This is a genomic window from Stenotrophomonas sp. C-A (assembly GCF_054030835.1).
Map to the genome: position 1 here is coordinate 4383356 of NZ_CM132916.1, position 24573 is coordinate 4407928.

Below are 24573 nucleotides of genomic sequence, written 5' to 3' on the forward strand. Positions count from 1 at the left end.
CTATGCCCGGCGTTCCCGTTTACCTCAGACCAGCGGTTCGTCGGACAGGTAGGTGTAACCGGTCAGGCCAGCTTCCAGCGCCTCCGACAGCTCCTGTGCGCGTTCCGGCGACAGCTGCGCCTCGGCCACGCGCTGCGCATAGGTCGCACGCAGTTCGTCCAGGCGGTAACCCACGTAATCCAGCATCACATCGGTGGTATCGCCACGGCGCTGCTGGGTGATGGCATAGCCATCGGCATCGGCCAGCACTTCCACCGCGTCGGTGTCGCCGAACAGGTTATGGATGTCACCCAGGATTTCCTGGTAGGCGCCCACCATGAAGAAGCCGATGCGGTAGCTCTCACCGGGCTTCATCTTGTGCAGCGGCAGCGAGCTGTCCAGGCTCTCGTTCTCGACATAGGTTTCCACCATGCCGTCCGAGTCGCAGGTCATGTCGGCGATGATGCCGCGACGGTCCGGGGTCTCGTCCAGGCGCTCGATCGGCACGATCGGGAACACCTGGTCAATCGCCCACACGTCCGGGATCGATTCGAACACGCTGAAGTTGACGAAGTACTTGTCGACCAGGCGCTCGTTCAGTTCGTCCAGCACCGGGCGATGGCTCTTCTCGTCGTAGCTCAGGCGCGCGCGCACGCCGTGGGCAATGGCGTAGAACAGATCGTCGATGCGCGCACGCTGCGGCAGGTCGATCTGGCCCAGCGCGTAGCTGGCCAGGCCTTCGGCATGGAAATGCTGCGCTTCCTGGAACAGCTCCACCGCCGGGCGCACGTCCAGTTCGTCGTGGATCTCGCGCAGGTGGCGGATCGCCGCCGGCTCGTCGTCGTGCTGGTCCGGCACGCGGCCTTCCTGCGCCTCTTCCACTTCCGACACGTTGGCGATCAGCACCGCGTGGTGCGCGGTCATCGCGCGGCCGCACTCGGTCACGATGCGCGGCGGGGTCAGGCCGAACTCTTCGCAGGCATTGGCCAGCGGCTGCACAATGTTGCTGGCGTAGGAATGCAGGCCGTAGTTGATCGAGCAGAAGCTGCGCGAACGGGTGCCTTCGTAATCCACGCCCAGGCCACCGCCCACGTCGACGTGGGTGATCTTCGCGCCCAGGCGCGACAGCTCCACGAAGTAGCGGGTGGCTTCGCGCATGCCGTTGGCGATGTCGCGCACGTTGGAGATCTGCGAGCCCATATGGAAGTGCAGCAGGTTCAGGCAGTCGGCGTACTCGGTGTCACGCAGCGACTTCCACAGGTCCAGCAGCTGGCGCGGCGACAGGCCGAACTTGGCCTTGTCGCCACCGCTGTTCTGCCACTTGCCGGCGCCCAGCGAGGCCAGGCGCATGCGCACGCCCAGGCCCGGCTTCACGTCCAGCGCCTTGGACTCTTCCAGCACCAGCTTCAGCTCGGACGGCTTCTCGATGACGATGAAGGTCTGCAGGCCCAGCTTGCGGCCGATCAGGGCCAGGCGGATGTACTCGCGGTCCTTGTAGCCATTGCAGACGATCAGGCCACCCGGGCGCGACAGTGCCAGCACGGCCATCAGCTCCGGCTTGCTGCCCGCTTCCAGGCCGAAGCCTTCGCCGTGGTGGCTGGCCAGGGTACCGGCCACGCCGCGGGTCTGGTTGACCTTGATCGGGTACACGGCGGTGTAGCCGCCGCTGTATTCCCAGTCCTGCTGGGCCTGGCCGAAGGCCGCCTGCAGCTTGCCCAGGCGCTGGCCGAGGATGTCCGGGAAGCGCACCAGCAGCGGCAGCTTGGCGCCCGCCGCGCGCGCAGCGTCGACCACCTTGGGCAGCGACACCACCGGGCCGTCCGCCCCGGTCGGTCTCACCACCATGTGCCCGGCCTGATCCACGTCGAAGTAACCGTCCGCCCAATGCGGGATCGAGTAGGTCTTGCGGGCTTGGTCGAGGGACCAATCGGTCATTTCAGTCGGCCTTGTTGGCAATAAAAGGGGGGGCATGATAACGCCTATATGCCCACAGGTTCGTTATCATGCGCGCCCGCGCCCGTGACAGGTTTCAACCTGAACGGGCCGATCCGTCCGGATGTGGCATCTGTGCCACGCGGCCCCGCCCGCCAGCCCGGCTCCACCCCTCCGAACAGGACTGTTTTCCAATGACTGACAGCAACAACTGGTACATCGAACACTTCGAGCGCACCGGCTCGGCCATCGGCTACCGCATCACCGGCAAGCTGGACAAGGTGCAGTCGCCGTTCCAGAAGATCGAGATCTTCCAGACCACCGACTGGGGCAACCTGATGACCATCGACGGGGCCATCATGCTGACCAGCAAGGACAACTTCTTCTACCACGAGATGATCAGCCACCCGGTGCTGTTCACCCACGCCGCGCCCAAGCGCGTGGTGATCATCGGTGGCGGCGACTGCGGCACCCTGCGCGAAGTGCTCAAGCACACCGGCGTGGAGAGCGTGACCCAGTGCGATATCGACGAGCAGGTCACCGTGATGGCGCGCAAGCACTTCCCGGAACTGTGCGACTCCAACGACGACGCCCGCGCCGAACTGCTGTTCGACGACGGCGTGGCCTACATGGCCAACTGCCCGGCCGGCAGCGTGGACGTGGTGATCGTCGATTCGACCGACCCGGTCGGCCCCGGCGAAGGCCTGTTCAACAAGGCCTTCTACGAGAGCTGCTTCAAGGCCCTGAAGGACGACGGCATCCTGGTGCAGCAGTCCGAGTCGCCGCTGATGCAGCTGGAGCTGATCAACGAAATGCGCACCGAGATGGGCAAGGCCGGCTTCGGTTCGTTCAAGACCCTGCCGTTCCCGCAGCCGTGCTACCCCACCGGCTGGTGGAGCGTGACCATGGCGCGCAAGGGCGACAGCAGCTTCGACTTCCGCCAGGCCGACTCGGCCGCCAAGACCTTCAACACCCTGTACTACACCGCCGCGCTGCACACCGGCGTGCTGGTGACCCCGCCATTTGTGCAGGCGGCACTGAAGTAAGGCGTGCCGACCAACGGTCGGCACCCACCCAATGAAAAACCCGCGCTGGCGACAGCGCGGGTTTTTGCTTTCTGTAGAGCCGAGCCCATGCTCGGCTGCATTTCGCGCAGAAGCAGCCGAGCATGGGCTCGGCTCTACAACATCCCCCGCGCACGACCCGGCGGCGGTTCGCTCAGAGCGCCCAGATACCGGCAATCACCGCCACCACCAGGCCCCACTTGATCACCTGGTAGGCCACCACGCTGCGCTCGCGCAGTGCCTTGGCCTTCAGGCGCACCTTGTAGACACTGCCAAACGCCTTGTTGACGCCACCGGTCGGGTCACCCGGCAGGTTCGGCGAGGCACCGCCGGCCAGCAGCGTGGCCGCCACCGCACGATTGAACAGGCTCGGCAGGCCGAAGCGCAGCGGGCGGGCGATGTCGCAGAACAGGATCACGCGGTCATCGGGCGTCTCGTTGTGCGCGTGGTGGATGTAGGTCTCGTCGAACATCATCCACTCGCCATCGCGCCAGCTCTTCTTGATGCCGTCCACTTCGATGTAGCAGCCGTCGTTGTTCGGCGTGGCCAGGCCCAGGTGCAGGCGCAGCGAACCGGCGAACGGATCGCGGTGCGGGCGCAGTTCGCTGCCCGACGGCAGCTGCGCGAACATCGCCGCACGCACGTCCGGCAGCGACTCCAGCAGCGCGGTGGTCTTCGGGCACATCGCCTTCGCCGACGGGTGCGACGGGCCATACCACTTCAGGTAGAAGCGCTTCCAGCCACGACGGAAGAACGAATTGAAGCCGGCATCGTTGAACGTGCTGGAGGCGGCGATCTTCTGCGCATCGCGCAGCGCCAGCGCCTCGTCGCGGATCATCTGCCAGTTCTGGCGCAGCGGCTCCAGCTGCGGGAACTCCTTGGCCGGGTCCAGGAACGGCGTAGTCGGCACCTTCGAGAACATGTACATGACCACGTTGATCGGGGCCATGAAACTGGAGTGGTCCAGCAGCTGGCGCGACCAGCGCGCGCGAACCTTGCCACGGAAGTGGATGTACAGCACGCAGGCGACGAACAGCGCTGCAATGACGATTTTGATGATCAAAACACTTTCCTCCAGCCGCAGCCGGAATGGGAAACGGGGCGATGCACGGCCTGGCGGCCAGCACCGATTGGGAACGCGGCAGGGGACGGGGACGTGCCGGAGGGGGCGGCCGCCGATGTCGCGGGTTAACAGCTTATGGTCGGCAGGGCGTGCGCCGGGGTCAAGCCGGACGTGCGTGGCGTTCAGCGCGGCGCCGATGACTGGGCTGGAATCGCGCCCAACTCATTGATCCAGAAGGGCAACCCTTATAAGTGAGACGGAATTGTCCGATTCTGCGTGACGAACTGTTCCAGCCACGGCCCCGACATTTCTCCGACAAATCGTGGAATAGCGAACTGGCGAGTACTAAAATTAACGAAAACTTAGTAACTCCCTGTAACACCGGTTCGCTTGACGCTTTGCGCCACCCACCGGGTCGTCCGAGACCCCGACATGTATCTTCCTGCTCTCCCCCCCTCCTCCTGCGGCAATGACGCCGCCTCCCCGCTGCTGCTCAAGCGCGGCGAACGCTTCCTGGCCCCCGACGTCTATCGCACCTGCCTGGACGGGCGCGAGGCGGTCATCAAGGACTACTCCCGCTACCGCGGCACCCCCGTTTCACTGATCGCGCGGCTGATGGTGCGCCGTGAGGCCCGCATGCTGCAGCGCCTGGGCGGCTGGAAGCATGCCCCCGCGCTGCTTGGCACCCTGGGTGGCCTGGCACTGGGCATGGAGTTCATTCCCGGCCAGACCCTGAGCACCGCGCAGGCCGTGGGCAATGAAGTGTTCGAGCAGCTGCAGCACGCGCTCAGCCGTTTGCATGCCGCCGGCATCACCCACAACGACCTGCATGGCACCAACGTGGTGGTCAGCGGCGGCGTGCCGGTGCTGCTGGACTTCACCTCCGCCTGGCGCGCCCCGCGCTGGCTGCGCCGCAACCCGCTCAGCCGGCAGATGCGCCGCAGCGACATGAAGAACCTGCTGAAGATCCGCCAGCGCATGACCGGCCAGGCCCCGAGTGCCGCGCAGGCCGCACTGGTGGCCGACCCCGGCTGGGTCGCTGCCGTGCGCCAGGGCTGGAAGCGGTTCTACAAGTGGGCCAAGCGCCGGTAGGGGTCGAGCTCGCTCGACCGCTTTACCGCTCTTTGTAGAGCCGAGCCCGCGCTCGGCTGCTGTTCCTGCATCGCGCGAAATGCAGCCGAGCATCGGCTCGGCTCTACAACATCCCGCCGAACGGGTTACAACGCGTCCGCGTCCAGCTCACCGGTGCGGATACGCACCACGCTGCCCAGGTCGTACACGAACACCTTGCCGTCGCCAATCTTGCCGGTGCCCGCCGCCTTCACGATGGCCTCAACCACGGCCTCAACCTGGTCATCGGTCACCGCCACTTCCAGCTTCACCTTCGGCAGGAAATCGACCACATACTCCGCACCACGGTACAGCTCGGTATGGCCCTTCTGGCGACCAAAGCCCTTCACTTCCGTCACCGTGATGCCGGTGACCCCACGCTCGGCCAGCGCTTCGCGCACGTCGTCGAGCTTGAACGGCTTGATCACCGCCATGACCATCTTCATCGTCTATCTCCTGTCTTCCGGCGTGGAGGATAGCGCCTGAACGCGCCCGGTGCGAAACAGCCCATGCCTGTGCGGGCGACCGGCCCAGCAGTATCCTTGTGGCCTGCACGGCCCGCCCGCACCACGGAGTACTCCCATGATCGACCTGAACCAACTGGATGACCTTGCCCGTCGCTTGAGCGACCTGGTGCCGCCGGGCCTGCGCGAATCGCGTGAGGAACTGCAGGCCACCTTCAAGAGCGCGCTGCAGGCCGGCCTGGCCAAGCTCGACCTGGTCACCCGCGAGGAGTTCGAAGTGCAGCGCGCGGTGTTGTTGAAGACCCGCGAGAAGCTGGATGCGCTGGAAACAGCGGTGCGCGAGCTGGAAAGCCGCAGCAAGGCAGAATGAAAAAAGGCGCATCGCGCCTCCCACTACAGAGTATTTCCCGGATGGGGCCTTGCAGCAAGGCCCTGCCGGCGCCCTAGACTCGCCGGCCTGTCGATCCGGCAGGACACGCAGGGGCAGTGCCGATGGCGCAGGACACCGAATGGACACCCGTTTCGCATGACACCTGCGACCAGATCGCCGGGCCGTTCTATCACGGCACCCGCGCTGATATTGCGGTGGGCGAGCTACTGAGCGCGGGCTTCCGCTCCAACTATCGCGACAGCGTGGTGATGAACCACATCTACTTCACCACGATTGCCAAGGGCGCCGGGCTGGCTGCGGAGATGGCTCGCGGTGAAGGGCGGCCGCGCGTGTATGTGGTGGAGCCAACCGGGCCGTTCGAGGACGACCCGAACGTGACCAACAAGAAGTTTCCCGGGAACCCGACGCGGTCGTATCGGAGTGCGCAGCCGTTGCGGGTGGTTGGGGAGATTGTGGAGTGGGAGCTGTATGACGCGGAGTTCGTTCGGCAGTTGAGGGCGTTTGTTGCTTCGGGGAGTGGGGAGATCATCAATTGATGAAGAGAACGTACCTACTTTGGCTGACGGAAGAGCAATAGAGCAGGCTTTCGAACTATATCCGCGTTCGATAGTGGGCATCTCCATCGACCAGCAATCGCCTTGGCCCACTGCCGTACTTAACCTCCACTTCCGTCTAGAAGCAGACGCACGCGCTTCCCACGATAGCGTTCCCTCATCTGCTGCTTGAAATCCCCTCATGACAATCGACGGCGGCCTCCCCTCGAAGGGTGGACACGCTCTGCCATCACTAAAATGTCACGTCAGGCGCTCGCTATTTCGCGATCGACGAAGGACAGGCCCCGCTTCCGGGACGTGACATCTGGCTGTGCTATCTGGACACAGCATCCTGCAATGGCCCCAATGGCCACGTAGGTAAATGCCCACATTACTACCGGAAATGCTCCTATTGACGTTTCCGAACCCGACTGAGAATGTCCGTCTGCTATCGATCTGACTCCAGAAAGGATACGAACGAGCACCGAGCAACCAACCGTTTGGAGCCAATGACCGGCCGACTGTGGTTTATGGAAGGAACCAGAATGCAGCGGAATCAATGAACATCTAATGCAGTAGAAGTCAAGGGACAAACTTCGACCTGAAAACCGGCACCACTCAAGGACAAGGATCATGATTCGATCAATTGTGCATAGAGTCCTAGTCGTCACATTCCTCACGTCGCTGCCGCCAACCGCCATGGCTGCAGACGGCCAAGAAGGGCTTTCAGCCCAAACCATCACATATGCTAGGACATATGGCGTAGACGCTCGGGAGGCAGAGGCAAGACAGGCACGCACCCTTGAAGCAGGCACGCTTGAACGCGTTATCGAGTCAAAGAGTCCCGATACCTTCGCGGGGCTCTATATCCAGCACTCACCAAGGTTCAGGGTGGTTGTTCGGTTCACGGGGAATGCGGAAACTCAGCTATCACGATTCACCAATGACCCCATCTACGTCGCCGAGCAAGCGCCACGGTCTCTCGAGCTTTTGCTCGCGGTTCAAGATGAGATTGCCGCGCAGCTAAGCGCACGGAAGATCAACTTCGAGACCGGCATAGACATCAGAAAGTCGGAAGTAAATCTTCTAACGGACGATCCACAGGCGGCATCATCAGCCCTGGCCAAACTAATCAGAAGTACCAATTTCATAAATCTTATAAAAGTCCAAGGTCGAATTACCCCAACCGCCCTTCTTGGTGGCAGCCACGTCAACGGCCATCCGGTAATACCAGGCGTTTCGCAGAACTGCACCACCGGGTTCAACGTCAAAGACGCGAACCTTGAGCTTGGAATCGTTACCGCAGGTCACTGCGACAACGCCCTGATCACTAGCTCGGGAACCCATCTTACCTTTCAGGGCGAGCTCAACTCGGGGGGGTTTGACGTTCAATGGAACAAAGAGGCGGCTTCTGGAGCAAGACAGGCGCAGCCGAATGAGATCACTCTGATTGGCGGCCCTGTCCCTAAACAGGAGATAAAGAGCGTGAGGGCCGCGTCTACGCTGCCGATCAATGCAGCCGTTTGCAAGAGCGGCACGGCCGGCCACTACATGTGCGGGACGATACAGGACAAGAACGCCCAGACGGAGTGGAACGGGACAGTGGGGAGCTATGTCCGCGTACGAAGTGACAGCGGTGCCTTGATGTCAGTCGCAGGAGACAGCGGTGGGCCTATATTCATCGGCGATATTGCCGTGGGCATCAATCATGGTCACGGAGACTCTACTGGCCCGTATCCGAATGATCTCTATTTCATGCCCATCGAGAGAATCTCGAGTCTCGGGATCTCGGTGCTGACCGAGCCCTTCGAGACGACGGAAGTTGCAGACATACAAGGAAACTACTATGTCCCGCTCCCCATTGACGTGCACTACAGCGGCATCCCAAAGTTCCCGATAACACTGACGGTTGAAACTATTGTCTGCCCAATCTCCCCCTGCGGAAAGTGGGAAGTGGTGTTTCACGAGAAAGCGCCAACGCCGTTGAACTACAGCTGGACCTGCGCCTGGAACACCCAACCCCCTCCTCCTACTCTGGTCAGATTGCGTACCACATTGACCGATGCTTCCGGCATCAGCACTACACCTGTGGATCATGATGTTACCTGCTCGGGTCTGCCTGATGCTCTCAGGATCAATGCGAAGCCAGAACCGGGGCTCAGCATCGGGACCAGAATGGCGAAACCATCACGCTGATGGCTGAATGACTGGATAGCTGGATAGCTGGATAGCTGGATAGCTGGATAGCTGGATAGCTGGATAGCTGGATGGTGATGATACTCAGCAGCGTAGTCTGTTGATGTAGCCAGCTGACGATCAAGAACGGGGATTCGATCGCCTCAACGAGGCGTTCGAACCGGTCCGCTAGCCGACCTTCAACTTGCACGCAGATCTTCCTCGCATGATTGCAGAGCGATCAGGTGCGCTGTTGCATGTCGTGAGAGAACTCATCAAGGAAGTTGATTAGGGACCCAGTAGCAATGTCCGCCCCCAGCCGCGGCTTGGCGCTCGCAATCTGAAAATCGAGCCAAGCATCGAATCGGCTTGGCTGCAAATGAACAGTTGGCCGGCCCTACTTGAACATCTCCAACAGATCCTTGTCTTCATGCCGCTGCTCCCACGTGGAGAGAAAACAGAAGCTCACACCACTTCGCATGGCAGCCTTCTGGAACCCGGCCAGTTCTTCCTTCGTGACCGGGTACTCAACCGGATCAAAGTGCAGAATCCCCCACGGCTTGACGAGAGAGAACCCAGGCAGGAGTTCCGAGAAGATCGCCTTGAGCAGGGGCCGGATACTCGAAAAGTCCTTGATCGGGCCCGCGCGATTGCCAAGGGCATGACACTGACGACGGATGGTCCTGTCTCCACCCACCACGCGCGCAATGAAGTGGTCCTGGTGCACTCGAACGTAGATCAGCTGACGGCGAAAGATCTTCATCCCCATCTCAAAGCCACGCGCTCAACAGCCATCCATGCAACTGCATGCCTATCCATCAATGCGCAGGCTCCGCCTTCAGCGCGCTTGAACCCCTTCGCAGCAGGTACAGCGCAACCAGGAATGGCCACAGCGAGTTGATCGACGAGAACACGCGCTGGGTCAGCCCCCGGTACCCTTCCGGATCCGCTCCCACCACGTTCAACCAGAGATAGACGATGCTCGCGATGCTCACCAACGCGGTCACGGCGTACGCCCTTCGGTTGGCAGACCACGCGCTCAATTCAATGTGCGACATCGCCGGTGCAATGATGTTTGCGATACCGATGGTGTAGAAGCCGTGCATCGGATGGCCCATGGGCCAGAGCCCGTTGGTCAGCATGGAGATGCCAAAGATCATCCAGCAGATCGCGCCTACGGCAATCCGGCGGCCGGAATCCCGCCATACCCCGATGGAGAACGCCACGAAGCCCACACCGGAGCCGATGGCGGCGATCCTGCCGCAGATGCTTGCAAGCGTGGGCGCCTGCAGCAGTTCGCTGGCGTGCTGCGCTAGCGGGTTGTAGCCCGGCGCGAACACGGCGGCAACACTGGTCCAGAACAGGAACCACGGAAGCGGGACCAGACCCGCGCAGAGAAGCAGTCGGCTGCGGCGTTGCACGTGCAGTGATCCTTGTATTGGCCTGAGCCAGTGGAGGGAATCCGTTCAAACGCTGCAGAACCTTGCTGCTGCGGGCAGGATGGCCTTGAGTGACTACAGCGGTAGTCAGATTGCGCGCGGCACTCGGTAGGTTCAATAGGCAGGAAGTCATTTAAACCATCTAGCGGGTGTCGCAGCGGTTTGGTTGCATGAGCGATCACACATGTCCGATGGGCGAGTGCTGTCGCATTTGCCGCGCTTTACATCTCTGACGGAAGTTTCTGACGACTCCGTTCCAGAAGTGCCGCTGCGCCAAGCACGCCAAGGCTCTCGCCGCTTCCGGTGCTATGCGACAATGCCAAAAGCGTCTCGGGTTTTGGCGGCATTGACCCCTACCCCTTGGCATTCCCAACTACGTCAGGCAACTCTGGTATCGCCACCGAAAACGGGTGGCCGGGCCTCGAAAACCCGAGCTATTAGGATGTTGTTTGCACTTGCCAGCCGGCATCACCTTGCGTGGTGCCGGCTGGCATTCCGTCTGCCGGCTATGGCGGGCGGGGCGTGGGGGCCTCGTGCCCGCCGGTTTCTTCCTAGTAGCCCGGTTTTCGAGCCACGCTCTGCCCGCCACCTTTATCGGTGGCGGCTTCCGCCTGCATGCACGGAGCCAGCCATGACCACACCGCACTCCCCTCCCCCGCGCCCCATCCAGGAAGCGCCCTCGGCCGCCCCGGCCCTGGACCCCAACAGCCTCATCGCCATCCTGCACGCCATCGGCGCGGGCGCTGCGGCCGACGGACAGCCCTGGCCCGAGCGGCATCACCTGCGCAGCCGACAGATGCAGTTGTCCGACGCCGACTGCGCGCTCACCGGCCAGCGCATCGTGCAGGAAATCCTGCTGGCCGCAGAACGCACGCGCCAGAACGGCGAGCCCGAGCAGTACGTGGGCGACCGGGTGATGGAGGGGCTGGTGATGGCCGACCTGGCACTTACCGCTTTCATCCACGAGCGAGTTCGGCCAAGGGACTGAGCGCCCCGCCAGCAACGCATGCCCTTCTACCTATGTGCGGGGTGACGAATGAAGCGGTACGGTCTTGCCGCTGTGGCGGCGTGCATCGCGGTGATCGGCGCAGTATGGGCAGCATGGCCCGAGCCCGCGGGCGATCAGGTGTGGGCCTACCAGAAGCTGCAACCGGCCGATTACCGGTTGCTGCACAGTGATGCGCTGGGCTTCGTCACTGCGAAGGCGCAGGAAGGCTTTGAACTGCACACGCGCTATGCCGGGGTGACGTCCTTCGAGATCCGCTGCAAGGGCGTTCTGGTGCTGGACGTGGAGAACGCGCCCTCCCGCGTACTGATCCGCATGCCTGCCGATGCGCGGTGGCGGGCGCCGGACATCGAGCGTCTGCGCATCAGCTTCGAGCGTTGGCTGGATCTGCACCAGAGCCGGGGAAGGTTGCTGGTGGAAAGTGCGGGGCCTTCGTGGGTTGAGGCGCGGTTTGGGCGCCTTGACAGGTCGGTGCCTGATGACCAGCGGTGTCTACCTGGGGCGCCGCACCGCGATTGACGAGAATCCCCCTGACCGGCCGTCCATAACACGAAGCCACCGAAAGCTCTCTCGACAGCCAAGGCGACTCCTGGTCTCACCCGCGCCACAGGCGGTGCCCCTGCCACCCTGCCGCAGCCCCGAGGCTTTTCACTCGAACTTCGTTCGTCAGGCCAGCCGCGAGGTGGGCATCGACACGTTCACGCCAATCCTTGGAATCAGCGGTTGTCGCTTCAAGAAGTTTGCGAAGCAGGAGCAACAGAAAGAAGGAGCGGTTCGGTGCATAGGGTGCCTCATGTTCAGACCATCCCGCCGACCGAGGACGAACCGCCGAAACACCGAGCTCCTTGTTCCAAAGCCTGCTGTGGTGTGCAACGACGTTTCGCGCCACGCTGGTGACGTGCAGCCAGTTCGCGAAGACGGGGGCTGCCAGGCCCATCTCTCCCGCAACAGCCTTCTGCTCACGGGTGCGAAGCGCCTTGTAGAGGCGGGAGAGCGACCCCAGCGACATGACTTCCGTTGCCATCCAAACCGGTACTTTGGGAAACGCCGGTGCGGTGTACTTGTCCCGGTAGTGCCGAATGAACGTCTCCCTGGAGCGCGTCACTTCACTCTCGACGCCATCCAGCCAATCTGCATGCTCCTGCCCAGCGAAGGCCAGATTACGCGCTTCCAGATGGCCGAAAGCGCCGTTCGCATGCGCGAAGTGGTACGTGAGAACGGTCCGCGTTGCTACCTCGATATGGCCGACGGCCTCCATCACCAGTTGTCTAAGCCCTCTATCGAACTCATAGAGGCTTATCGCTTCTTCGAGTGTCGCTTGATCGCAGAAGTTGTCGCTACCGGGCACACGCTGTGTGTAGAGATAGCCCATGAGACGATAGTAGCCGACACGCTGCAGATATCGATTGGCATTAGCGGCATCGCCAATGGCAAGCCCGCGTTGCTGGAGTAGATCCAACTGCTCCTGAATCGACAAGGGCGGTTTGCGGTAGCGAGTCATCCTGACTCCAATCAGTAGGCAAAAAAAACCCGCCAATTTGAGCATGTCGCGAACTAGCGCGTCAGAGGCTTGGCGGGTGTGTTGGATGAATTTTAGCGCCCCTTCTGCTTACTTTCAAGTAAATCTGTGTAGTTCCGGTGAATCGTAAATGCCTGTACGAAAAGCACTTTGTGGAGAATTTTATTGAGTTTCCGCAGTCTCCCGGGCGCAGATCCAACGAGGTGAAAGACCGGTCCGGGCGATCGGCAACAGCCCATCCCCCGGCATTGTTCCACGCCATACCGGTTAAGTTCCGACACTCGATCGTGGACACCGGCCGCTACGAAGCACGCAGGCACACTCCAAGGGTCTGCCGGAATCCCCCTAGCCGCTTCACCAGCAATTCCCGATAGCCCGCGCGGACCGCCCGCCGCACCATCAAGCGCCCCTCTGCAGGAAACCACACATGAGCCTGGCGCTGGTCCACAGCCGTGCCCGCGCCGGGGTCGATGCCCCGCTGGTGCGGGTGGAAGTGCATCTCTCTGGCGGTCTGCCGGTCACCCAGATCGTCGGCCTGGCCGAGACCAGCGTGCGCGAATCGCGCGAGCGTGTACGGGCCGCCCTGCTCTGCGCGCGCTTCGACTTCCCGCAGCGACGCATCACGTTGAACCTCGCGCCCGCTGACTTGCCCAAGGAAGGTGGGCGTTACGATCTGGCGATTGCCTTGGGCATTCTCGCGGCCAGCGGCCAGGTCGATCCTCAGTCGCTGCTGCAGTACGAGTTTCTGGGCGAGCTTGGCCTGACCGGCGAACTGCGGCCGGTGGCCGGTGCACTGCCGGCCGCGATCGCGGCCGCTGAAGCCGGGCGCATCCTGGTGGTGCCGCCAGGGAATGCCGCAGAGGCTGCGTTGGCCGAGCACGCGGATGTGCGTGTGGCGCGCACGCTGCTGGAGTGCTGCGCCGGGTTGGGCAACCCGCGCCTGTTGCCGCCCGTGGAGCGCGTGGACACGACGCAGTTGCCGCTGCCGGATCTGGCCGATGTGCGCGGGCAGGCGCATGCACGGCGCGCGTTGGAAGTGGCCGCTGCCGGTGGGCACCATCTGTTGTTGATCGGTAGTCCTGGCTGCGGCAAGACTCTGTTGGCCTCGCGCCTGCCCAGCCTGTTGCCGGATACCGAAGAGACTGAGGCGCTGCAGCTTGCCGCGATTGCGTCGGTGAGTGGCGAAGGGCTTGACCCAAGACGATGGCGGCAGCGGCCCTTTCGGGCGCCGCATCACAGTGCCAGTGCGGCGGCGCTGGTGGGGGGCGGCAACCCACCCTGCCCCGGCGAAATCTCGCTGGCTCATCATGGCGTCCTTTTCCTCGACGAGCTTCCAGAGTGGAACCGCAGCGCGCTGGAAACCCTGCGCGAGCCACTGGAGTCCGGCCACATCCGCATCGCCCGCGCGGCGCGCAGCGTGCAGTATCCCGCTCGCTTCCAGCTGGTGGCGGCCATGAATCCCTGCCCGTGCGGCTGGGCCGGTGACCGCAGCAATCGCTGCCTGTGCAGCGACGAGCGCATCAACCGCTATCGTGCGCGAGTGTCCGGCCCGTTGCTGGACCGCATCGATCTGCATATCAGCGTGGCGCGTATGGACGCGGTGGAGCTGCGGGAGAGCACGCCGCTGGGTGAGCCCAGTGCATCGGTACGTGAGCGGGTGGAAGCCGCGCATGGCCGGCAGCACGCACGTGGTGGGCTGAATGCCCATCTGCCGCCGGCAGTGCTGCGTGCGTGCACGAAACTGAGTGAGGCCGACCAGGATCTGCTGGAGCAGGCGATTGAACGCCTCCAACTTTCCGCGCGGGCCATGCACCGGATTCTGCGGGTCGCGCGCACGATTGCTGATCTGGCGGGTTGCGAGGGTATCCAGACCGCGCATCTGGCTGAGGCGATCGGCTACCGGCAGTTGGATCGGGGAAAGCCGGGGGTATGACGAAAGATCACATCAGGATGAAGAAGGCGCGCCTCGTCTCGTCAAACTGCAGGCTATTCACTGAAAGGGCGCCAATGTCGGGCAGTAGCCCAAGAGTGTGACGCTCCCATACCTCCGAAGGCCCCGCGATATCAGTATCCACGGCGTGAATGCGATACACCCGCGCGTAGTCATCCCGTTCGTCCTCGAACGGACAGTCAAGCACCCAGCGCTTTGATGCGCTATCGGTTACCAGCATCATTCGCGGCAGGTCATGGAATCCGCGATACGCCAGGATGCGGTACTGCCCCGGAAGAAGAACCATCGGAACTCTCGGCAGATTCGCGGCTCAGTGGCCGCGTCCGAACAGTACACCCCGCTTCGCCAGCAACGCCACCCGACGGCTGACCAGCGCGTGCAGCTCCGCCAGCTCCGACGCCCGGTCAGCCGTCATGTTCCCGCCAAACAGCACCCGCGACAACGCCGCCTCGTCGCTGTCGTACGGGTGCTGCCACCGGTCCCGGTACACCTTCTGGCACACCAGCCAGGCCAGCCGCAGCCCCCCACCGGGCAACGGACGGACCACGCGCTCGTACACGTGCCAGAACTGGTACTCGGCCTGCAGGTCGATCACAGGCGTCACGGACGGCGCCTGCCGGGGCCGTCCCGGGCTCCGGATGTCGAACAACGGTGATCGCGGGTTGTACTGAGCCATGCCGACAGCATGACCCAGCAACATTGTGGGAACCTTGCGTCGCCGCCAGAAAATCCCTGTTGATTGCGCAAGGCGTGTTTCTGGCAGGGGTCAGCTATCCACGCATGGCGTGGATCTACTCAGAAGGTCATCGAGGTACTGAACATCAGCTGCCGTGGCGCGCTGCGCTGCAGGGTCTGGTAATCCCCAGAGAACGACGAGCCGGCGATGGTGGCGGTGCCGATGTTGTGGCGGTTGAACAGGTTGCTCACGTCCAGCCGCAGTTCCAGCCCTGGCACTACGCTGTCCGCACCAAACCGATACGCGGCATAGGTGTTGACCTGCCAGAAGGTCGGCACGCGGATGTCATTCTCGTAGGTGAAGGGCTGGCGCAGGTACGAGGTGCTGGTGGCACCGAAGCGCCAGTCACCGAAGTGCGCGGACAGGTCACTCACCAGCGAGATCTGCGGGTAGCCCGGCTGGGCATTGCCCTTGATCGGGTACACGGTCTCGCCCACTACGAAATCGCTGTCGTAGTACGAACGGGCCACGGCCACGCCTTGGTAGAACTGCAGGTGGTCGGTCAGGTCGGCGGTGATGCCAAGGTCTGCGCCGATCACATGCATCTTCGGCATCAACCGCACGGTGTTGATCTGCGCGAACTGGGTGCCGATGGCGGCCGACAGCAGGCGGTTGCGGATGTCGTTGTAGAACACGTCGCCGGTGATCGTCAGCCGATCGAAGCGGTGCGATGCACCCACGGTCAGGTTCCAGTTCTTTTCCGGGCGCAGCGTGCCGGCCACGCGGTCGAACTCCTCCTGGTCGGTGATGGTCCACGCCGAGGCGGTGTAGCCGATGTTGCCGCGCTGGGCGACGCGGTAGCCGTTCATGGTGTTGGCCAGGTCGATGAAGGCGTCGGTGGATTCAGTCGGGCTCCAGAACAGCGAGACATGCGGCAGGAAGTTGCTCTTCGCGCGCAGCGTACCGTTCACCGGCCGATCCTCGGCATTGCCGAGGCCGCCACCGCGGGTGCGGAAGTCCACAGCCTTGAAGCCGACACCCAGCTTCAGTGTGTCGTTCAACACGATGTCGTCCTGCAGGTAGAACTGGCGCGAGCGGGTCACCCAGCTCGATGCGTTGTCGGTCTTGAACGCCGGACCGTACACATCGAACGGACCGGTGGCCTTCAGCGGCGGGCCCTCGCCCAGCAGTGGCTGCTGGTACCACTCGGTCTTGGCCGCAGCCTTGCTCTTCTCCTGCCAGAAGCCGGCGGTGAAGGTGTGCGCGCCGGTCTCGAACTGCAGGTTGAGCATGCCGCCCAGCCGGTTGAGGCGCGGCGTCTGCACCTGTTCGGAGAATGGCGCGCCGTTGGGCGACGGTACGGTCGGGTCGGTCAGCGTGGCCTGGGTGTGGCTGTTGGCGTTGTACAGCTGCACGTTGCCGCGCAGTGCGGGTGTGATCTGGAAGCGATGGTTGATCGAGGACACGCGGTCGCGGGTGGTCTGGCCGGTGTCGTACGGAATCAGTTCGGACAGCTCACCGCAGGTGTAGGCGCCGCAGGACTTGTCCGCATTCTCCGGCGAAGCCACGTACCAGGCCCAGGCGTAGTCCGGATAGAAGATGTCGGCCTTCCAGCCCAGCTTGCGGATCATGTCGAAGGAGATGTTGTTGTAGCCCCAGACCTTGGCCTTGCTGTCGGACAGGAACACGGTGAAGTCACCCCAGGCGACGTCCTGCTGCAGCTTCAGGTCGCCGCGCAGGAAGTTCTGGGTGCCCTCCCCCTGGTACTTGTCGGCCGATACACGCTGCAGGTCGACCAGTACTTTCGGGCCGTGCTCACCGAGCTGGCCGCTCTGCCCGGACACGGTGGTGACCAGCGTGTTGTTGCTGCCCAAACCCTGCTTCACGCGCAGGCTGGGCGTGTCCTGCAGGTTGCGCAGGCGGTATTCCAGGCTGCCGCCGTTGACGCTGCTGGAGAACACGCTGACCGGTGCGCCACCGGGACTGACCGTGATCGCGCCGATGCCATCAGGCACGCCCACGTTCACCACGCTGGTGCCGGTGAGCGAGAGGAAGCCGTTGTCGTTCAGCGGCACGCCTTCGAAGGTGATGCCCATTTCATTCATGCGGAAGCCGCGCACGAACAAGCTGGTGGCGGAGATATCCAGGCCCAGCCCGTCGGTGGCGGTGTAGCTGGCGCCCGGTACCTGCTTCAGCATGGCCAGGCCGTTGTTGCCGGTGACCATCGCGTCGAGGTCTTCGGCCTTGATGATGTAGCGGTTGGGACCGACCACCTGGGTCGGTGCCACGGCCGCACCGCGCGGCGTGGCGATGACCTGCAGGGCATTGAGCGTGGTGGGCGTGTCGAGCGCAGCGTCGTGCGTTTCTGCGGCGTACGCAGGTGCGGTGATGGCCGCGATGATGGCCAAGGCGAGGCGCGTCGTGGGTGGGGTGTTCATGGGCAGATCCAGGGTGCAGGGAGAGAGCGGCGCAGGCGCACGCCCAGCGCGTTGCAGCGCCGGTGTCGGCGCCCTGGCTGGCGATGCGATTGCGTTGAGGGAGCGACGACGCAGTGCGCGCCGGTCAGCAGACGAAGACGATCATCTGCCGTGGGATTCGGTGGGGTGATTTCGACGTGCGAAATTCTTGCATCGCACTGCCGCATTCGCCATTGCGCGGTGGTACAGCGCGAATGGCGATAGGGATGGGTGGGTTATACGTGGGTATAGCCCCGGCGTGGTGGAGGCCAACCTTGACCGGTGCTTACGGTCTGCGTGTGCCAACCAAGGTTGGCATCTACCGGGGCGGATGAGGCGTGGTAGAGGCCGACCTCGGTCGGCGCCTACGGTCTACGTGTGCCAACCAAGGTTGGCACCTACCGGGGCGAATGGGGTCTGGTAGAGGCCGACCTTGGTCGGTGCTTACGGTCTGCGTGTGCCAACCAAGGTTGGCATCTACCGGGGCAGCTGGACGCGTGGTTACTGCAGGACGAAACGCTCAATGGCGCGCGCCACGCCTTCATCGGCATTGCTGGTGGTTTCAAACCGGGCAACCGCCTTCACTGCATCAATGGCGTTACCCATCGCCACGCTGGTACCGGCGTACTGCAGCATGGTCAGGTCGTTTTCCTGGTCGCCGATGGCCATCACGTTGGCGCGGTCGATGCCCAGGTGCTCGACCAGCTTCTGCAGGCTCGGGCCCTTGCCGGCGCGGCGGTCGAACACTTCCAGGAAGAACGGTGCACTCTTCAGTACCGCGAAGCGCTCGGTCAGCTCGCTGGGCAGGCGCGCGATGGCGGCATCCAGCACGTCCGGCGCGTCGATCATCATCAGCTTGATGAAGGACATCGACGGGTCCATGTCTGCCACCCGGCGGTAGGACAGCGGCATCCGCGAAAGATGCGAATCGGCCACGGTGTAGTAGCTGATGTCCTGGTTGGGCGTGTACATGCGCTGGCTGTCCAGCGCCTGGAAATGCACGCCCACTTCGCGGGCCACCTGCTCGCAGAACAGGAAATCGTCGAAGCTGAGCGGATACTCGACCACGGTTTCGCGCGTGCCGATGCGTTGCACCAGGCCGCCATTGCAGGCGATGCAGTAGTCGTCGTCGCCGGTGATGCCCAGCTCGTGCAGGAACGGCACCAGGCCCGGAACCGGGCGACCACTGGTCAGCACGATGTGCACGCCCAACGCGCGCGCCTGTGCGATCGCCTGCTTGGCCCGTGCGGTGAGCGTGTGGGTGGGGTCCAGCAGGGTGCCATCCATATCGATGGCGACCAGTTCGATGGTCGATTGCCTGCGGCCCATGTCCATTGCGTTCAACTCGTGCGGGGCACGCCAGTTTAACCCCTCATGCCCGGTTCACCTCTTTGCCCACGTTGGCCGGGATACTGCGGGAGCCTGTGCGTCCCCCACCGCAGGACGGCCCGCTGACCGCCCTTCCCTGGAGAACCTTGCGACGCATGACCTACCGTGCCCCCGAAACCAATGACAGCGCGCCCCTGGCCCAGCAGATCGAGCAGATGATCGACGAGCTGCCCGGCGACCAGGTGAGCGTCGGCACCCTGCTCAGCGCGCTGGGCGATGAGGGCCTGCTGCTGATCGTGATCCTGCTCTCGGCCATCTTCATCATTCCGGTGTCGATTCCCGGGCTGAGTACCGTGTTTGGCGCCTCGATCCTGCTGATCGGCCTGAGTCGCGTGCGCAACCGCCCGCTGTGGGTGCCACAGAAGCTGGCGGGCCGCGAGATCGCCACCGACAAGCTGAAGGCCAACCTGGGCCGTGCGCTGAAGTGGGTGCACCGCATGGAGCGGCTGTCGCGGCCGATGCGGCTGGCGGTGATGGTGCGCTCGAAGAAGATGATGCGCCTGAACAACCTGATGCTGGTGTTCGCGACCCTGCTGCTGATGGCGCCGGCCGGGCCGATTCCCTTCAGCAACACGCTGCCGGCGTTGGCGCTGATGTCCTTTGCGATTGGCTTCATCCAGCGCGATGGCGCGGCGGTGGCCGCCGGTTACGGCTTCGTGGTGGCCACGATGGTGTATTTCGGCGTGCTGCTGGGCGGCGTGGGGTTTGCCGCCGAATCGGTGTTCAGCGGGTTCCGCAGCAGTACCGCGGAACTGTAGAGCCGAGCCCATGCTCGGCTGCCATTCGTTCGGTGCACGGAAATCCCCGCGCTGCGCGCGTAAGCCGAGCATGGGCTCGGCTCTACAGAACTACTTGGCTGACACCCGCCACACCACGTCGCCCACGTCGTCGGCGACCAGCAGCGCGCCCTCTGCATCCATGGCCATGCCCACCGGTGCGCCCATCAGGGTCTTCTCGTCCTTCGAGGCGAAACCGCTGACCACGGTCTGCGGCCGCCCGGTCGGCTTGCCGTCCTTGAACGCTACGTAGACCACTTCGTAGCCACTCAGTGGCGAACGGTCCCAGCTGCCGTGCTCGCCGATGAAGGCGCCGCCGTGGTACTGCGCCGGCAGTGCCTGGCCGGTGTAGAACAGCAGGCCCAGCGGTGCCACGTGCGAGCCGATGGCGTAGTCGGGCGTGATGGCCTTGGCTACCAGATCCGGTCGCTGCGGCTGCACGCGCTCGTCCACGTGCTGGCCGTAGTAGCTGTAGGGCCAGCCGTAGAAGCCGTCTTCCTTCACCGAGGTCAAGTAATCAGGCACCAGGTCGGCACCGATCTCGTCGCGCTCGTTCGCCACCGCCCACAGCTTCCCGGTACTCGGCTCCCAATCCAGGCCGGTGGGATTGCGGATGCCCGAGGCGAAAATGCGGCTGCCACGGGTGGCCACGTCCACTTCCAGCACCACCGCGCGACGGTATTCCACGGCCAGGCCGTTCTCGGTGATGTTGCTGTTGGAGCCCACGCCTACGTACAGCTTGCGGCCGTCGCGGCTGGCCAGCAGCTCCTTGGTCCAGTGATGGTTGATGGTGCTGGGCAGGTCGGTGAACTCGCGGCCCTTGTCAGACATGCGGGTTTCGCCGGGCACGTAGTGGTACTGCATGATGTTGCCGGTGTTGGCCACGTACAGCGTGTCACCAATCAACTGGATGCCGAACGGCGAGTTCAGGCCCTCGATGTAGACGTGCTGGGTCCAGGTGTTCGTTCCCGGCGTGCGGCGCAGCAGGGTGACCCGGTTGCCACCCTTGCCGGCCTTGCCCGAGCGCGCCTTCACCTTGCCAGCGATCCATTGCTTGGGTGTGGTCACCGGTTCCTCACCGGGGCCATTGCCCTCCACCACCAGCACATCGCCGTTGGGCAGGGTCAGCAGGCGCCGCGGATGTTGCAGGTTGGCGGCGATGCGCTCGATCTTCAGGCCTTCGGCTACCGTGGGCGACTGGCCATCGGCCCAGCCCACGCCGCGTGGCACCTGCATCGGCGGCATCAGGAAGTTCTTCGGTGCCGGCAGCGGTGGCTTCGCACCCGACTGGTCGGTGGGGTGGTATTCGGCCTTGCCCGCGCACGCCGACAGGGTGACGGCCAGAGCCAGCGCGGCCACGGTGGGCAGGATGTGCTTAACCATGACGACCTCCCTGCAGCACCGGCGGCTGCAGTGACAGCAGGATCAGGCCCAGTGCGATCAGGGCCACGGTCAGCGCCGACAGGATCGTGCCTGGCACCGCAACGGCATAGGCGTCGCGGCTGTGCACGAAGGCGTTCCAGATGGCCAGCACCACTGCGACCAGATTGAGGAAGAAGTCGATGCGATCGATGCGGGTGGCCGTGCCGTTGCGGCGCCAGACCGTGAACAGGTTGATCAGGCGCGGAAGGATGGCGATCAGCAGGCCGAAGGTGATCAGCCAGGCGGCGGCCTTGCCCCACATCACCTCGGCGCTGTTGAGATAGATCGCGTCGAAGATCAGTGCGCCGACGAAGAAGCCGAAAGGTATCGGGTTCAACAGGCTGAACAGCGTGGTGCCAAGGCCGCGATGGGCCTGGGCGAGCGGATTGACCATCATCGTGCTCCGACGCGGAAGGGTGCACGGGCTGTAGTAGCACAGCCGGATGTGAGGGCGCGCGATGACACTGCTTGTGTAGAGCCGAGCCCATGCTCGGCTGCTTTACACACGGGACCGTCCGATCAGCCGAGCATGGGCTCGGCTCTACAGGAACGCGCAGTCGTCATTACCCCGCGGCATAAGCGTTTGTGACGCAATCGGCACATCTGCAGATTGGGTGTGTGAAGAGGTAGGGGGTTGTTCGTTGTGTCGCGTTTGGCTCGTTGCGATGGGGCAGTTCCGCCCCGCCGTCCTGCCATGCCGATTCACAACAGAAGGATTCGTGTATGAAGCGACACACGCAACGCTCCGCGCCACCGCGCTCCGCGCGCCTGGCCCTTGCCACTGCCCTGGTGCTGGGCAGCCTGGCCGTCACCGCCCAGGCCCAGCAGGCCGATCCGCTGGCCGGGCGTCAGTGGCATCTGCTCAACACCGGGCAGGCCGTACTGGGCGATACCCTGCCGGTGGCCGGCAACGATCTCAACGTGGATGGCCTGTTCCGCAATGGCATCCGTGGCCAGGGCGTCACCATCGCTATCGTCGATGACGGCCTGCAGATCGCGCACCCGGACCTGGCTGCCAACGTCGCGGCAGTCGCGGGCAAGAATTTCGCCAACCAGAGCAACAACCCTTCACCGTCCAATCCCGACCGCGACAATCACGGCACCATGGTCGGCGGCATCGCCGGTGCGGTGGGTGCCAACAACCTGGGCGTGCGCGGCGTGGCCTCGGCCGCCACACTCAAGGGCTTCAATTTCCTGGCATCCAATGCCCAGGGCAACTCGAATTCCAACATCGAGTACTCGTGGTGGGACGGCGCCGAAGTGGCCGACGTGGGGGTCTTCAACAACAGCTGGGGCTCCAGCCCGGGCAACCCCAACCTGCCGTTGGCCTACAGCCAGAACGACATCACCGCCTATGAGCAGGCCATGTCCGGCACCCGTGGCGGGCGCGGTGGCATCTACGTGAAAGCCGCCGGCAACAACCACAACAACGGCGCACGCTCGGATGGCACCGACATCTGCTCTGCAGACACCAAGAACCGCAACACCGGTTGCATTCCGGCCGGCCGCGATCCGCGCAACAACCTGTTCAACGTGATCACCGTTGCCGCCGTGCGCGCCGATGGCGTGCGCTCGTCCTACTCGTCCACCGGCTCGGCGCTGTGGGTGTCCGGCTTCGGCGGCGAGAACGGCTGGCAGCGGCAGGTCGTGCCGGGGCAGCTGGCGATCCGCTACGATCCGGCCATTCTCACCACCGACGTCACCGGCTGCGCGCAGGGCAGCAACAAGAATACGAGCCTGCGCAACACATTGGACGGCGACCAGTCCGCCATCGACAGCACCTGCAACTACACCGGCAAGATGAACGGTACCTCGGCGGCCACGCCGATGGTGTCGGGCGTGGCGGCACTGCTGCTGGAAACCAATCCAAACCTGTCCTACCGCGATGTGAAGTACATCCTGGCCACCACCGCCACCCGCAATGACCCGAACCGGGCGGCGGTCACGCACTCCGATGGCCGCGTGCTGGTGCCGGGTTGGACGGTGAATGCCGCCGGCCGCGCCTACAGCAACTGGTACGGCTTCGGCGTGGTCAACGCCGCCCGTGCAGTCGAGGTCGCCGAGAACTTCCAGTCGCTGGGTGCATTGGTGGACAGCGGCTGGCGCAACACGACGCGCACCGTGGCCATCGGCAATACCTCGGCCGCTGCTGCACGTCTGACCTTCCAGCTGGCCAATGGCGCGCGCAACATCGAAAGCGTGCAGCTGGGCTTCCGGGTCAATCACAGCAACACCCGCCAGCTGCAGTTCGTGCTGGTCTCGCCCAGTGGCACGCGCAGCGTGGTGCAGCCGGCATTCACCGCGATCGGCTCTGGCCTCAATGGTGTCCAGCGCAACTTCACCAACTGGGACCTGCTGTCCAGCAATGCCTTCCTGGATGAGAACGCCACGGGCACCTGGACGCTGGAAGTCACCGACCTGGGGCAGGCCGCGAACGCTGCATCGCGTGGCAACCTCGAATTCTTCAAGATCCGCGTTCTGGGGCACTGATGATGAAGACGACCATTCTGTTGAGCACCCTCGCCCTCGCGGCGATGACCACCACCGCCTGGGCACAGAGTTCGGGCCAGACACCTCCGGCGAAGACCTTGTCGACCGTAGACACGCAGCAGTTGAAGGCGGAGGCCACCGGCCGTTCGTTCAATGTGGGCGGCGCGCGCTTCCAGCTGGCGCCGTCGGCAACCGTGCAGCCGGCCAGCGGCGGTCAGTTCCGGATCACCACCGGGGCTGATGCCAGCGCGGCGGCCGTCGGCACCCGCAGCAAGCGGTCCACCGATGCGTCTACCGGTGTGGCCGCACGTGCGGATGCCGGTGCCAGCAAGTTTGCGGCCGCTGTCTCCAACGATGGCGCGCCGGTAGTGGCGACCTCGCGGGTCAAGGTGTTCTTCACCGATGCGGCCTCGGCCCAGCGTGCGGCCACCGCCACCGGCGGCACCGTGGTGAAGGTATCCAAGGCCTCGGGCCGCGCGATTGTGGAGTACCCGTCGGTGAACGCGGCGCTGGATGCGACCACCAAGCTGCTGTCGACCGCCGGCATCAAGGCGGCCGAACCGGACGTGGTGCAGTGGGAAGAAACCAAGTAAGGCGTTGAGTGGTGCCCCCGGCCGGTTGGCTCTCCTGGCCGGCCGGGGGATTGGTGTCAGGGTGTGCCGACCAACGGTCGGCACCCACCGGATTCATGCATCACGTGTCGACCAACGGTCGGCACCCACAGCGGTGGAGGTGACG

23 protein-coding genes are annotated in these 24573 nt (G+C 63.8%); 11 read left to right on the plus strand and 12 right to left on the minus strand.

From position 1 onward, the window contains the following. Nucleotides 1-24: 24 nt before the first annotated feature. Complete coding sequence (speA, locus tag ACW5IY_RS20370; protein WP_012512349.1) at nt 25-1914, minus strand: arginine decarboxylase; 1890 nt, start codon at nt 1912-1914, stop codon at nt 25-27. Between the two features lie 191 nt (nt 1915-2105). Between speA and speE the strand changes: the two genes are divergently transcribed. After that, nucleotides 2106-2957 (plus strand): polyamine aminopropyltransferase, encoded by an 852-nt coding sequence (gene speE / locus ACW5IY_RS20375; RefSeq protein ID WP_049435727.1) that lies wholly within the window; start codon nt 2106-2108, stop codon nt 2955-2957. Between the two features lie 172 nt (nt 2958-3129). On the opposite strand, the gene ACW5IY_RS20380 is transcribed toward speE, so the two are convergent. Then, complete coding sequence (locus tag ACW5IY_RS20380; protein ID WP_049435834.1) at nt 3130-4035, minus strand: aspartyl/asparaginyl beta-hydroxylase domain-containing protein; 906 nt, start codon at nt 4033-4035, stop codon at nt 3130-3132. Between the two features lie 435 nt (nt 4036-4470). Here ACW5IY_RS20380 and ACW5IY_RS20385 point away from each other — a divergent pair, with 435 nt between their 5' ends. Further along, on the plus strand, nt 4471-5130 hold the full coding sequence (locus ACW5IY_RS20385; RefSeq protein WP_019661549.1) for an RIO1 family regulatory kinase/ATPase domain-containing protein: 660 nt from the start codon (nt 4471-4473) through the stop codon (nt 5128-5130). Nucleotides 5131-5255: 125 nt separating this feature from the next. On the opposite strand, the gene ACW5IY_RS20390 is transcribed toward ACW5IY_RS20385, so the two are convergent. Beyond that, nucleotides 5256-5594: a P-II family nitrogen regulator gene (locus ACW5IY_RS20390; protein WP_005411374.1), complete on the minus strand. Its 339-nt coding sequence runs from the start codon at nt 5592-5594 to the stop codon at nt 5256-5258. A 136-nt stretch (nt 5595-5730) separates the two neighbouring features. On the opposite strand from ACW5IY_RS20390, the gene ubiK reads away from it, so the two are divergent. From ubiK to ACW5IY_RS20405, 3 genes are all read left to right on the plus strand, one after another. Next, on the plus strand, nt 5731-5982 hold the full coding sequence (ubiK, locus tag ACW5IY_RS20395; protein WP_049435728.1) for a ubiquinone biosynthesis accessory factor UbiK: 252 nt from the start codon (nt 5731-5733) through the stop codon (nt 5980-5982). A gap of 122 nt (nt 5983-6104) precedes the next feature. Further along, complete coding sequence (gene arr, locus ACW5IY_RS20400; RefSeq protein ID WP_049435729.1) at nt 6105-6539, plus strand: NAD(+)--rifampin ADP-ribosyltransferase; 435 nt, start codon at nt 6105-6107, stop codon at nt 6537-6539. A gap of 630 nt (nt 6540-7169) precedes the next feature. Further along, a complete protein-coding gene (locus ACW5IY_RS20405) occupies nt 7170-8732 on the plus strand; it encodes a S1 family peptidase (RefSeq protein WP_049435730.1) in 1563 nt (520 codons plus the stop codon). Between the two features lie 376 nt (nt 8733-9108). Here the strand turns inward: ACW5IY_RS20405 and ACW5IY_RS20410 are convergent, their stop codons facing one another. Both ACW5IY_RS20410 and ACW5IY_RS20415 read right to left on the minus strand, forming a co-directional pair. Further along, nucleotides 9109-9474, minus strand: coding sequence for a hypothetical protein (locus ACW5IY_RS20410; RefSeq protein ID WP_049435835.1), 366 nt, complete (start codon nt 9472-9474; stop codon nt 9109-9111). A gap of 55 nt (nt 9475-9529) precedes the next feature. Beyond that, on the minus strand, nt 9530-10132 hold the full coding sequence (locus tag ACW5IY_RS20415; protein ID WP_049435731.1) for a DUF998 domain-containing protein: 603 nt from the start codon (nt 10130-10132) through the stop codon (nt 9530-9532). Between the two features lie 649 nt (nt 10133-10781). Between ACW5IY_RS20415 and ACW5IY_RS20420 the strand changes: the two genes are divergently transcribed. After that, complete coding sequence (locus ACW5IY_RS20420; protein ID WP_019661554.1) at nt 10782-11138, plus strand: hypothetical protein; 357 nt, start codon at nt 10782-10784, stop codon at nt 11136-11138. Nucleotides 11139-11186: 48 nt separating this feature from the next. Further along, nucleotides 11187-11675 carry a hypothetical protein gene (locus ACW5IY_RS20425; protein ID WP_049435732.1) on the plus strand — a complete coding sequence of 163 codons (489 nt, stop codon included), beginning with the start codon at nt 11187-11189 and terminating at the stop codon, nt 11673-11675. Nucleotides 11676-11751: 76 nt separating this feature from the next. Here ACW5IY_RS20425 and ACW5IY_RS20430 read toward each other — a convergent pair whose 3' ends face one another. Beyond that, nucleotides 11752-12657, minus strand: coding sequence for an Abi family protein (locus ACW5IY_RS20430; RefSeq protein WP_049435733.1), 906 nt, complete (start codon nt 12655-12657; stop codon nt 11752-11754). A gap of 445 nt (nt 12658-13102) precedes the next feature. Between ACW5IY_RS20430 and ACW5IY_RS20435 the strand changes: the two genes are divergently transcribed. Further along, nucleotides 13103-14608, plus strand: coding sequence for a YifB family Mg chelatase-like AAA ATPase (locus ACW5IY_RS20435; protein ID WP_049435734.1), 1506 nt, complete (start codon nt 13103-13105; stop codon nt 14606-14608). A 7-nt stretch (nt 14609-14615) separates the two neighbouring features. On the opposite strand, the gene ACW5IY_RS20440 is transcribed toward ACW5IY_RS20435, so the two are convergent. The 4 genes from ACW5IY_RS20440 to yidA all read right to left on the minus strand — a co-directional run bounded on the left by ACW5IY_RS20440 (nt 14616) and on the right by yidA (nt 19093). Continuing rightward, nucleotides 14616-14912 carry a hypothetical protein gene (locus tag ACW5IY_RS20440; RefSeq protein WP_049435735.1) on the minus strand — a complete coding sequence of 99 codons (297 nt, stop codon included), beginning with the start codon at nt 14910-14912 and terminating at the stop codon, nt 14616-14618. Between the two features lie 24 nt (nt 14913-14936). Then, entirely contained in the window at nt 14937-15326 is a 390-nt protein-coding gene (locus tag ACW5IY_RS20445) for a hypothetical protein (RefSeq protein WP_049435737.1), read from the minus strand. A 95-nt stretch (nt 15327-15421) separates the two neighbouring features. Further along, the gene (locus ACW5IY_RS20450) at nt 15422-17740 is read right to left on the minus strand and encodes a TonB-dependent receptor (RefSeq protein WP_049435738.1); all 2319 of its coding nucleotides are present in this window, start codon (nt 17738-17740) and stop codon (nt 15422-15424) included. 519 nt (nt 17741-18259) lie between these two features. After that, entirely contained in the window at nt 18260-19093 is an 834-nt protein-coding gene (yidA, locus tag ACW5IY_RS20455) for a sugar-phosphatase (protein ID WP_049435739.1), read from the minus strand. A 149-nt stretch (nt 19094-19242) separates the two neighbouring features. Between yidA and ACW5IY_RS20460 the strand changes: the two genes are divergently transcribed. Further along, a complete protein-coding gene (locus ACW5IY_RS20460; protein WP_049435740.1) occupies nt 19243-19905 on the plus strand; it encodes an exopolysaccharide biosynthesis protein in 663 nt (220 codons plus the stop codon). A gap of 90 nt (nt 19906-19995) precedes the next feature. On the opposite strand, the gene ACW5IY_RS20465 is transcribed toward ACW5IY_RS20460, so the two are convergent. Further along, a complete protein-coding gene (locus ACW5IY_RS20465) occupies nt 19996-21306 on the minus strand; it encodes a PQQ-dependent sugar dehydrogenase (RefSeq protein WP_049435742.1) in 1311 nt (436 codons plus the stop codon). Beyond that, nucleotides 21299-21739, minus strand: a complete 441-nt coding sequence (locus tag ACW5IY_RS20470; protein WP_049435744.1) for a DUF2231 domain-containing protein — start codon at nt 21737-21739, stop codon at nt 21299-21301. Before ACW5IY_RS20470 ends, ACW5IY_RS20465 begins: the two co-directional genes overlap by 8 nt. Before the next feature lie 329 nt (nt 21740-22068). Here ACW5IY_RS20470 and ACW5IY_RS20475 point away from each other — a divergent pair, with 329 nt between their 5' ends. Both ACW5IY_RS20475 and ACW5IY_RS20480 read left to right on the plus strand, forming a co-directional pair. Next, nucleotides 22069-23835 (plus strand): S8 family serine peptidase, encoded by a 1767-nt coding sequence (locus tag ACW5IY_RS20475; RefSeq protein ID WP_010482107.1) that lies wholly within the window; start codon nt 22069-22071, stop codon nt 23833-23835. Then, nucleotides 23835-24428 (plus strand): S8 family serine peptidase, encoded by a 594-nt coding sequence (locus ACW5IY_RS20480; protein ID WP_043401240.1) that lies wholly within the window; start codon nt 23835-23837, stop codon nt 24426-24428. The genes ACW5IY_RS20475 and ACW5IY_RS20480 overlap by 1 nt, the downstream gene beginning before the upstream one ends. Nucleotides 24429-24573: the final 145 nt, after the last annotated feature.

Excerpts from the sequence above, each read along its gene's own strand:
- speA (WP_012512349.1), bottom strand. The coding sequence starts at position 1,914 with ATGACCGATTGGTCCCTCGACCAAGCCCGCAAGACCTACTCGATCCCG.
- ACW5IY_RS20390 (WP_005411374.1), bottom strand. The coding sequence starts at position 5,594 with ATGAAGATGGTCATGGCGGTGATCAAGCCGTTCAAGCTCGACGACGTG.
- ACW5IY_RS20450 (WP_049435738.1), bottom strand. The coding sequence starts at position 17,740 with ATGAACACCCCACCCACGACGCGCCTCGCCTTGGCCATCATCGCGGCC.
- ACW5IY_RS20425 (WP_049435732.1), top strand. The coding sequence starts at position 11,187 with ATGAAGCGGTACGGTCTTGCCGCTGTGGCGGCGTGCATCGCGGTGATC.
- ACW5IY_RS20440 (WP_049435735.1), bottom strand. The coding sequence starts at position 14,912 with ATGGTTCTTCTTCCGGGGCAGTACCGCATCCTGGCGTATCGCGGATTC.
- ACW5IY_RS20480 (WP_043401240.1), top strand. The coding sequence starts at position 23,835 with ATGATGAAGACGACCATTCTGTTGAGCACCCTCGCCCTCGCGGCGATG.
- ACW5IY_RS20445 (WP_049435737.1), bottom strand. The coding sequence starts at position 15,326 with ATGTTGCTGGGTCATGCTGTCGGCATGGCTCAGTACAACCCGCGATCA.
- ACW5IY_RS20475 (WP_010482107.1), top strand. The coding sequence starts at position 22,069 with ATGAAGCGACACACGCAACGCTCCGCGCCACCGCGCTCCGCGCGCCTG.
- ACW5IY_RS20410 (WP_049435835.1), bottom strand. The coding sequence starts at position 9,474 with ATGAAGATCTTTCGCCGTCAGCTGATCTACGTTCGAGTGCACCAGGAC.
- ACW5IY_RS20430 (WP_049435733.1), bottom strand. The coding sequence starts at position 12,657 with ATGACTCGCTACCGCAAACCGCCCTTGTCGATTCAGGAGCAGTTGGAT.
- ACW5IY_RS20385 (WP_019661549.1), top strand. The coding sequence starts at position 4,471 with ATGTATCTTCCTGCTCTCCCCCCCTCCTCCTGCGGCAATGACGCCGCC.
- yidA (WP_049435739.1), bottom strand. The coding sequence starts at position 19,093 with ATGGACATGGGCCGCAGGCAATCGACCATCGAACTGGTCGCCATCGAT.
- ubiK (WP_049435728.1), top strand. The coding sequence starts at position 5,731 with ATGATCGACCTGAACCAACTGGATGACCTTGCCCGTCGCTTGAGCGAC.
- ACW5IY_RS20405 (WP_049435730.1), top strand. The coding sequence starts at position 7,170 with ATGATTCGATCAATTGTGCATAGAGTCCTAGTCGTCACATTCCTCACG.
- speE (WP_049435727.1), top strand. The coding sequence starts at position 2,106 with ATGACTGACAGCAACAACTGGTACATCGAACACTTCGAGCGCACCGGC.
- ACW5IY_RS20420 (WP_019661554.1), top strand. The coding sequence starts at position 10,782 with ATGACCACACCGCACTCCCCTCCCCCGCGCCCCATCCAGGAAGCGCCC.
- ACW5IY_RS20435 (WP_049435734.1), top strand. The coding sequence starts at position 13,103 with ATGAGCCTGGCGCTGGTCCACAGCCGTGCCCGCGCCGGGGTCGATGCC.
- ACW5IY_RS20460 (WP_049435740.1), top strand. The coding sequence starts at position 19,243 with ATGACCTACCGTGCCCCCGAAACCAATGACAGCGCGCCCCTGGCCCAG.
- ACW5IY_RS20465 (WP_049435742.1), bottom strand. The coding sequence starts at position 21,306 with ATGGTTAAGCACATCCTGCCCACCGTGGCCGCGCTGGCTCTGGCCGTC.
- ACW5IY_RS20470 (WP_049435744.1), bottom strand. The coding sequence starts at position 21,739 with ATGGTCAATCCGCTCGCCCAGGCCCATCGCGGCCTTGGCACCACGCTG.
- arr (WP_049435729.1), top strand. The coding sequence starts at position 6,105 with ATGGCGCAGGACACCGAATGGACACCCGTTTCGCATGACACCTGCGAC.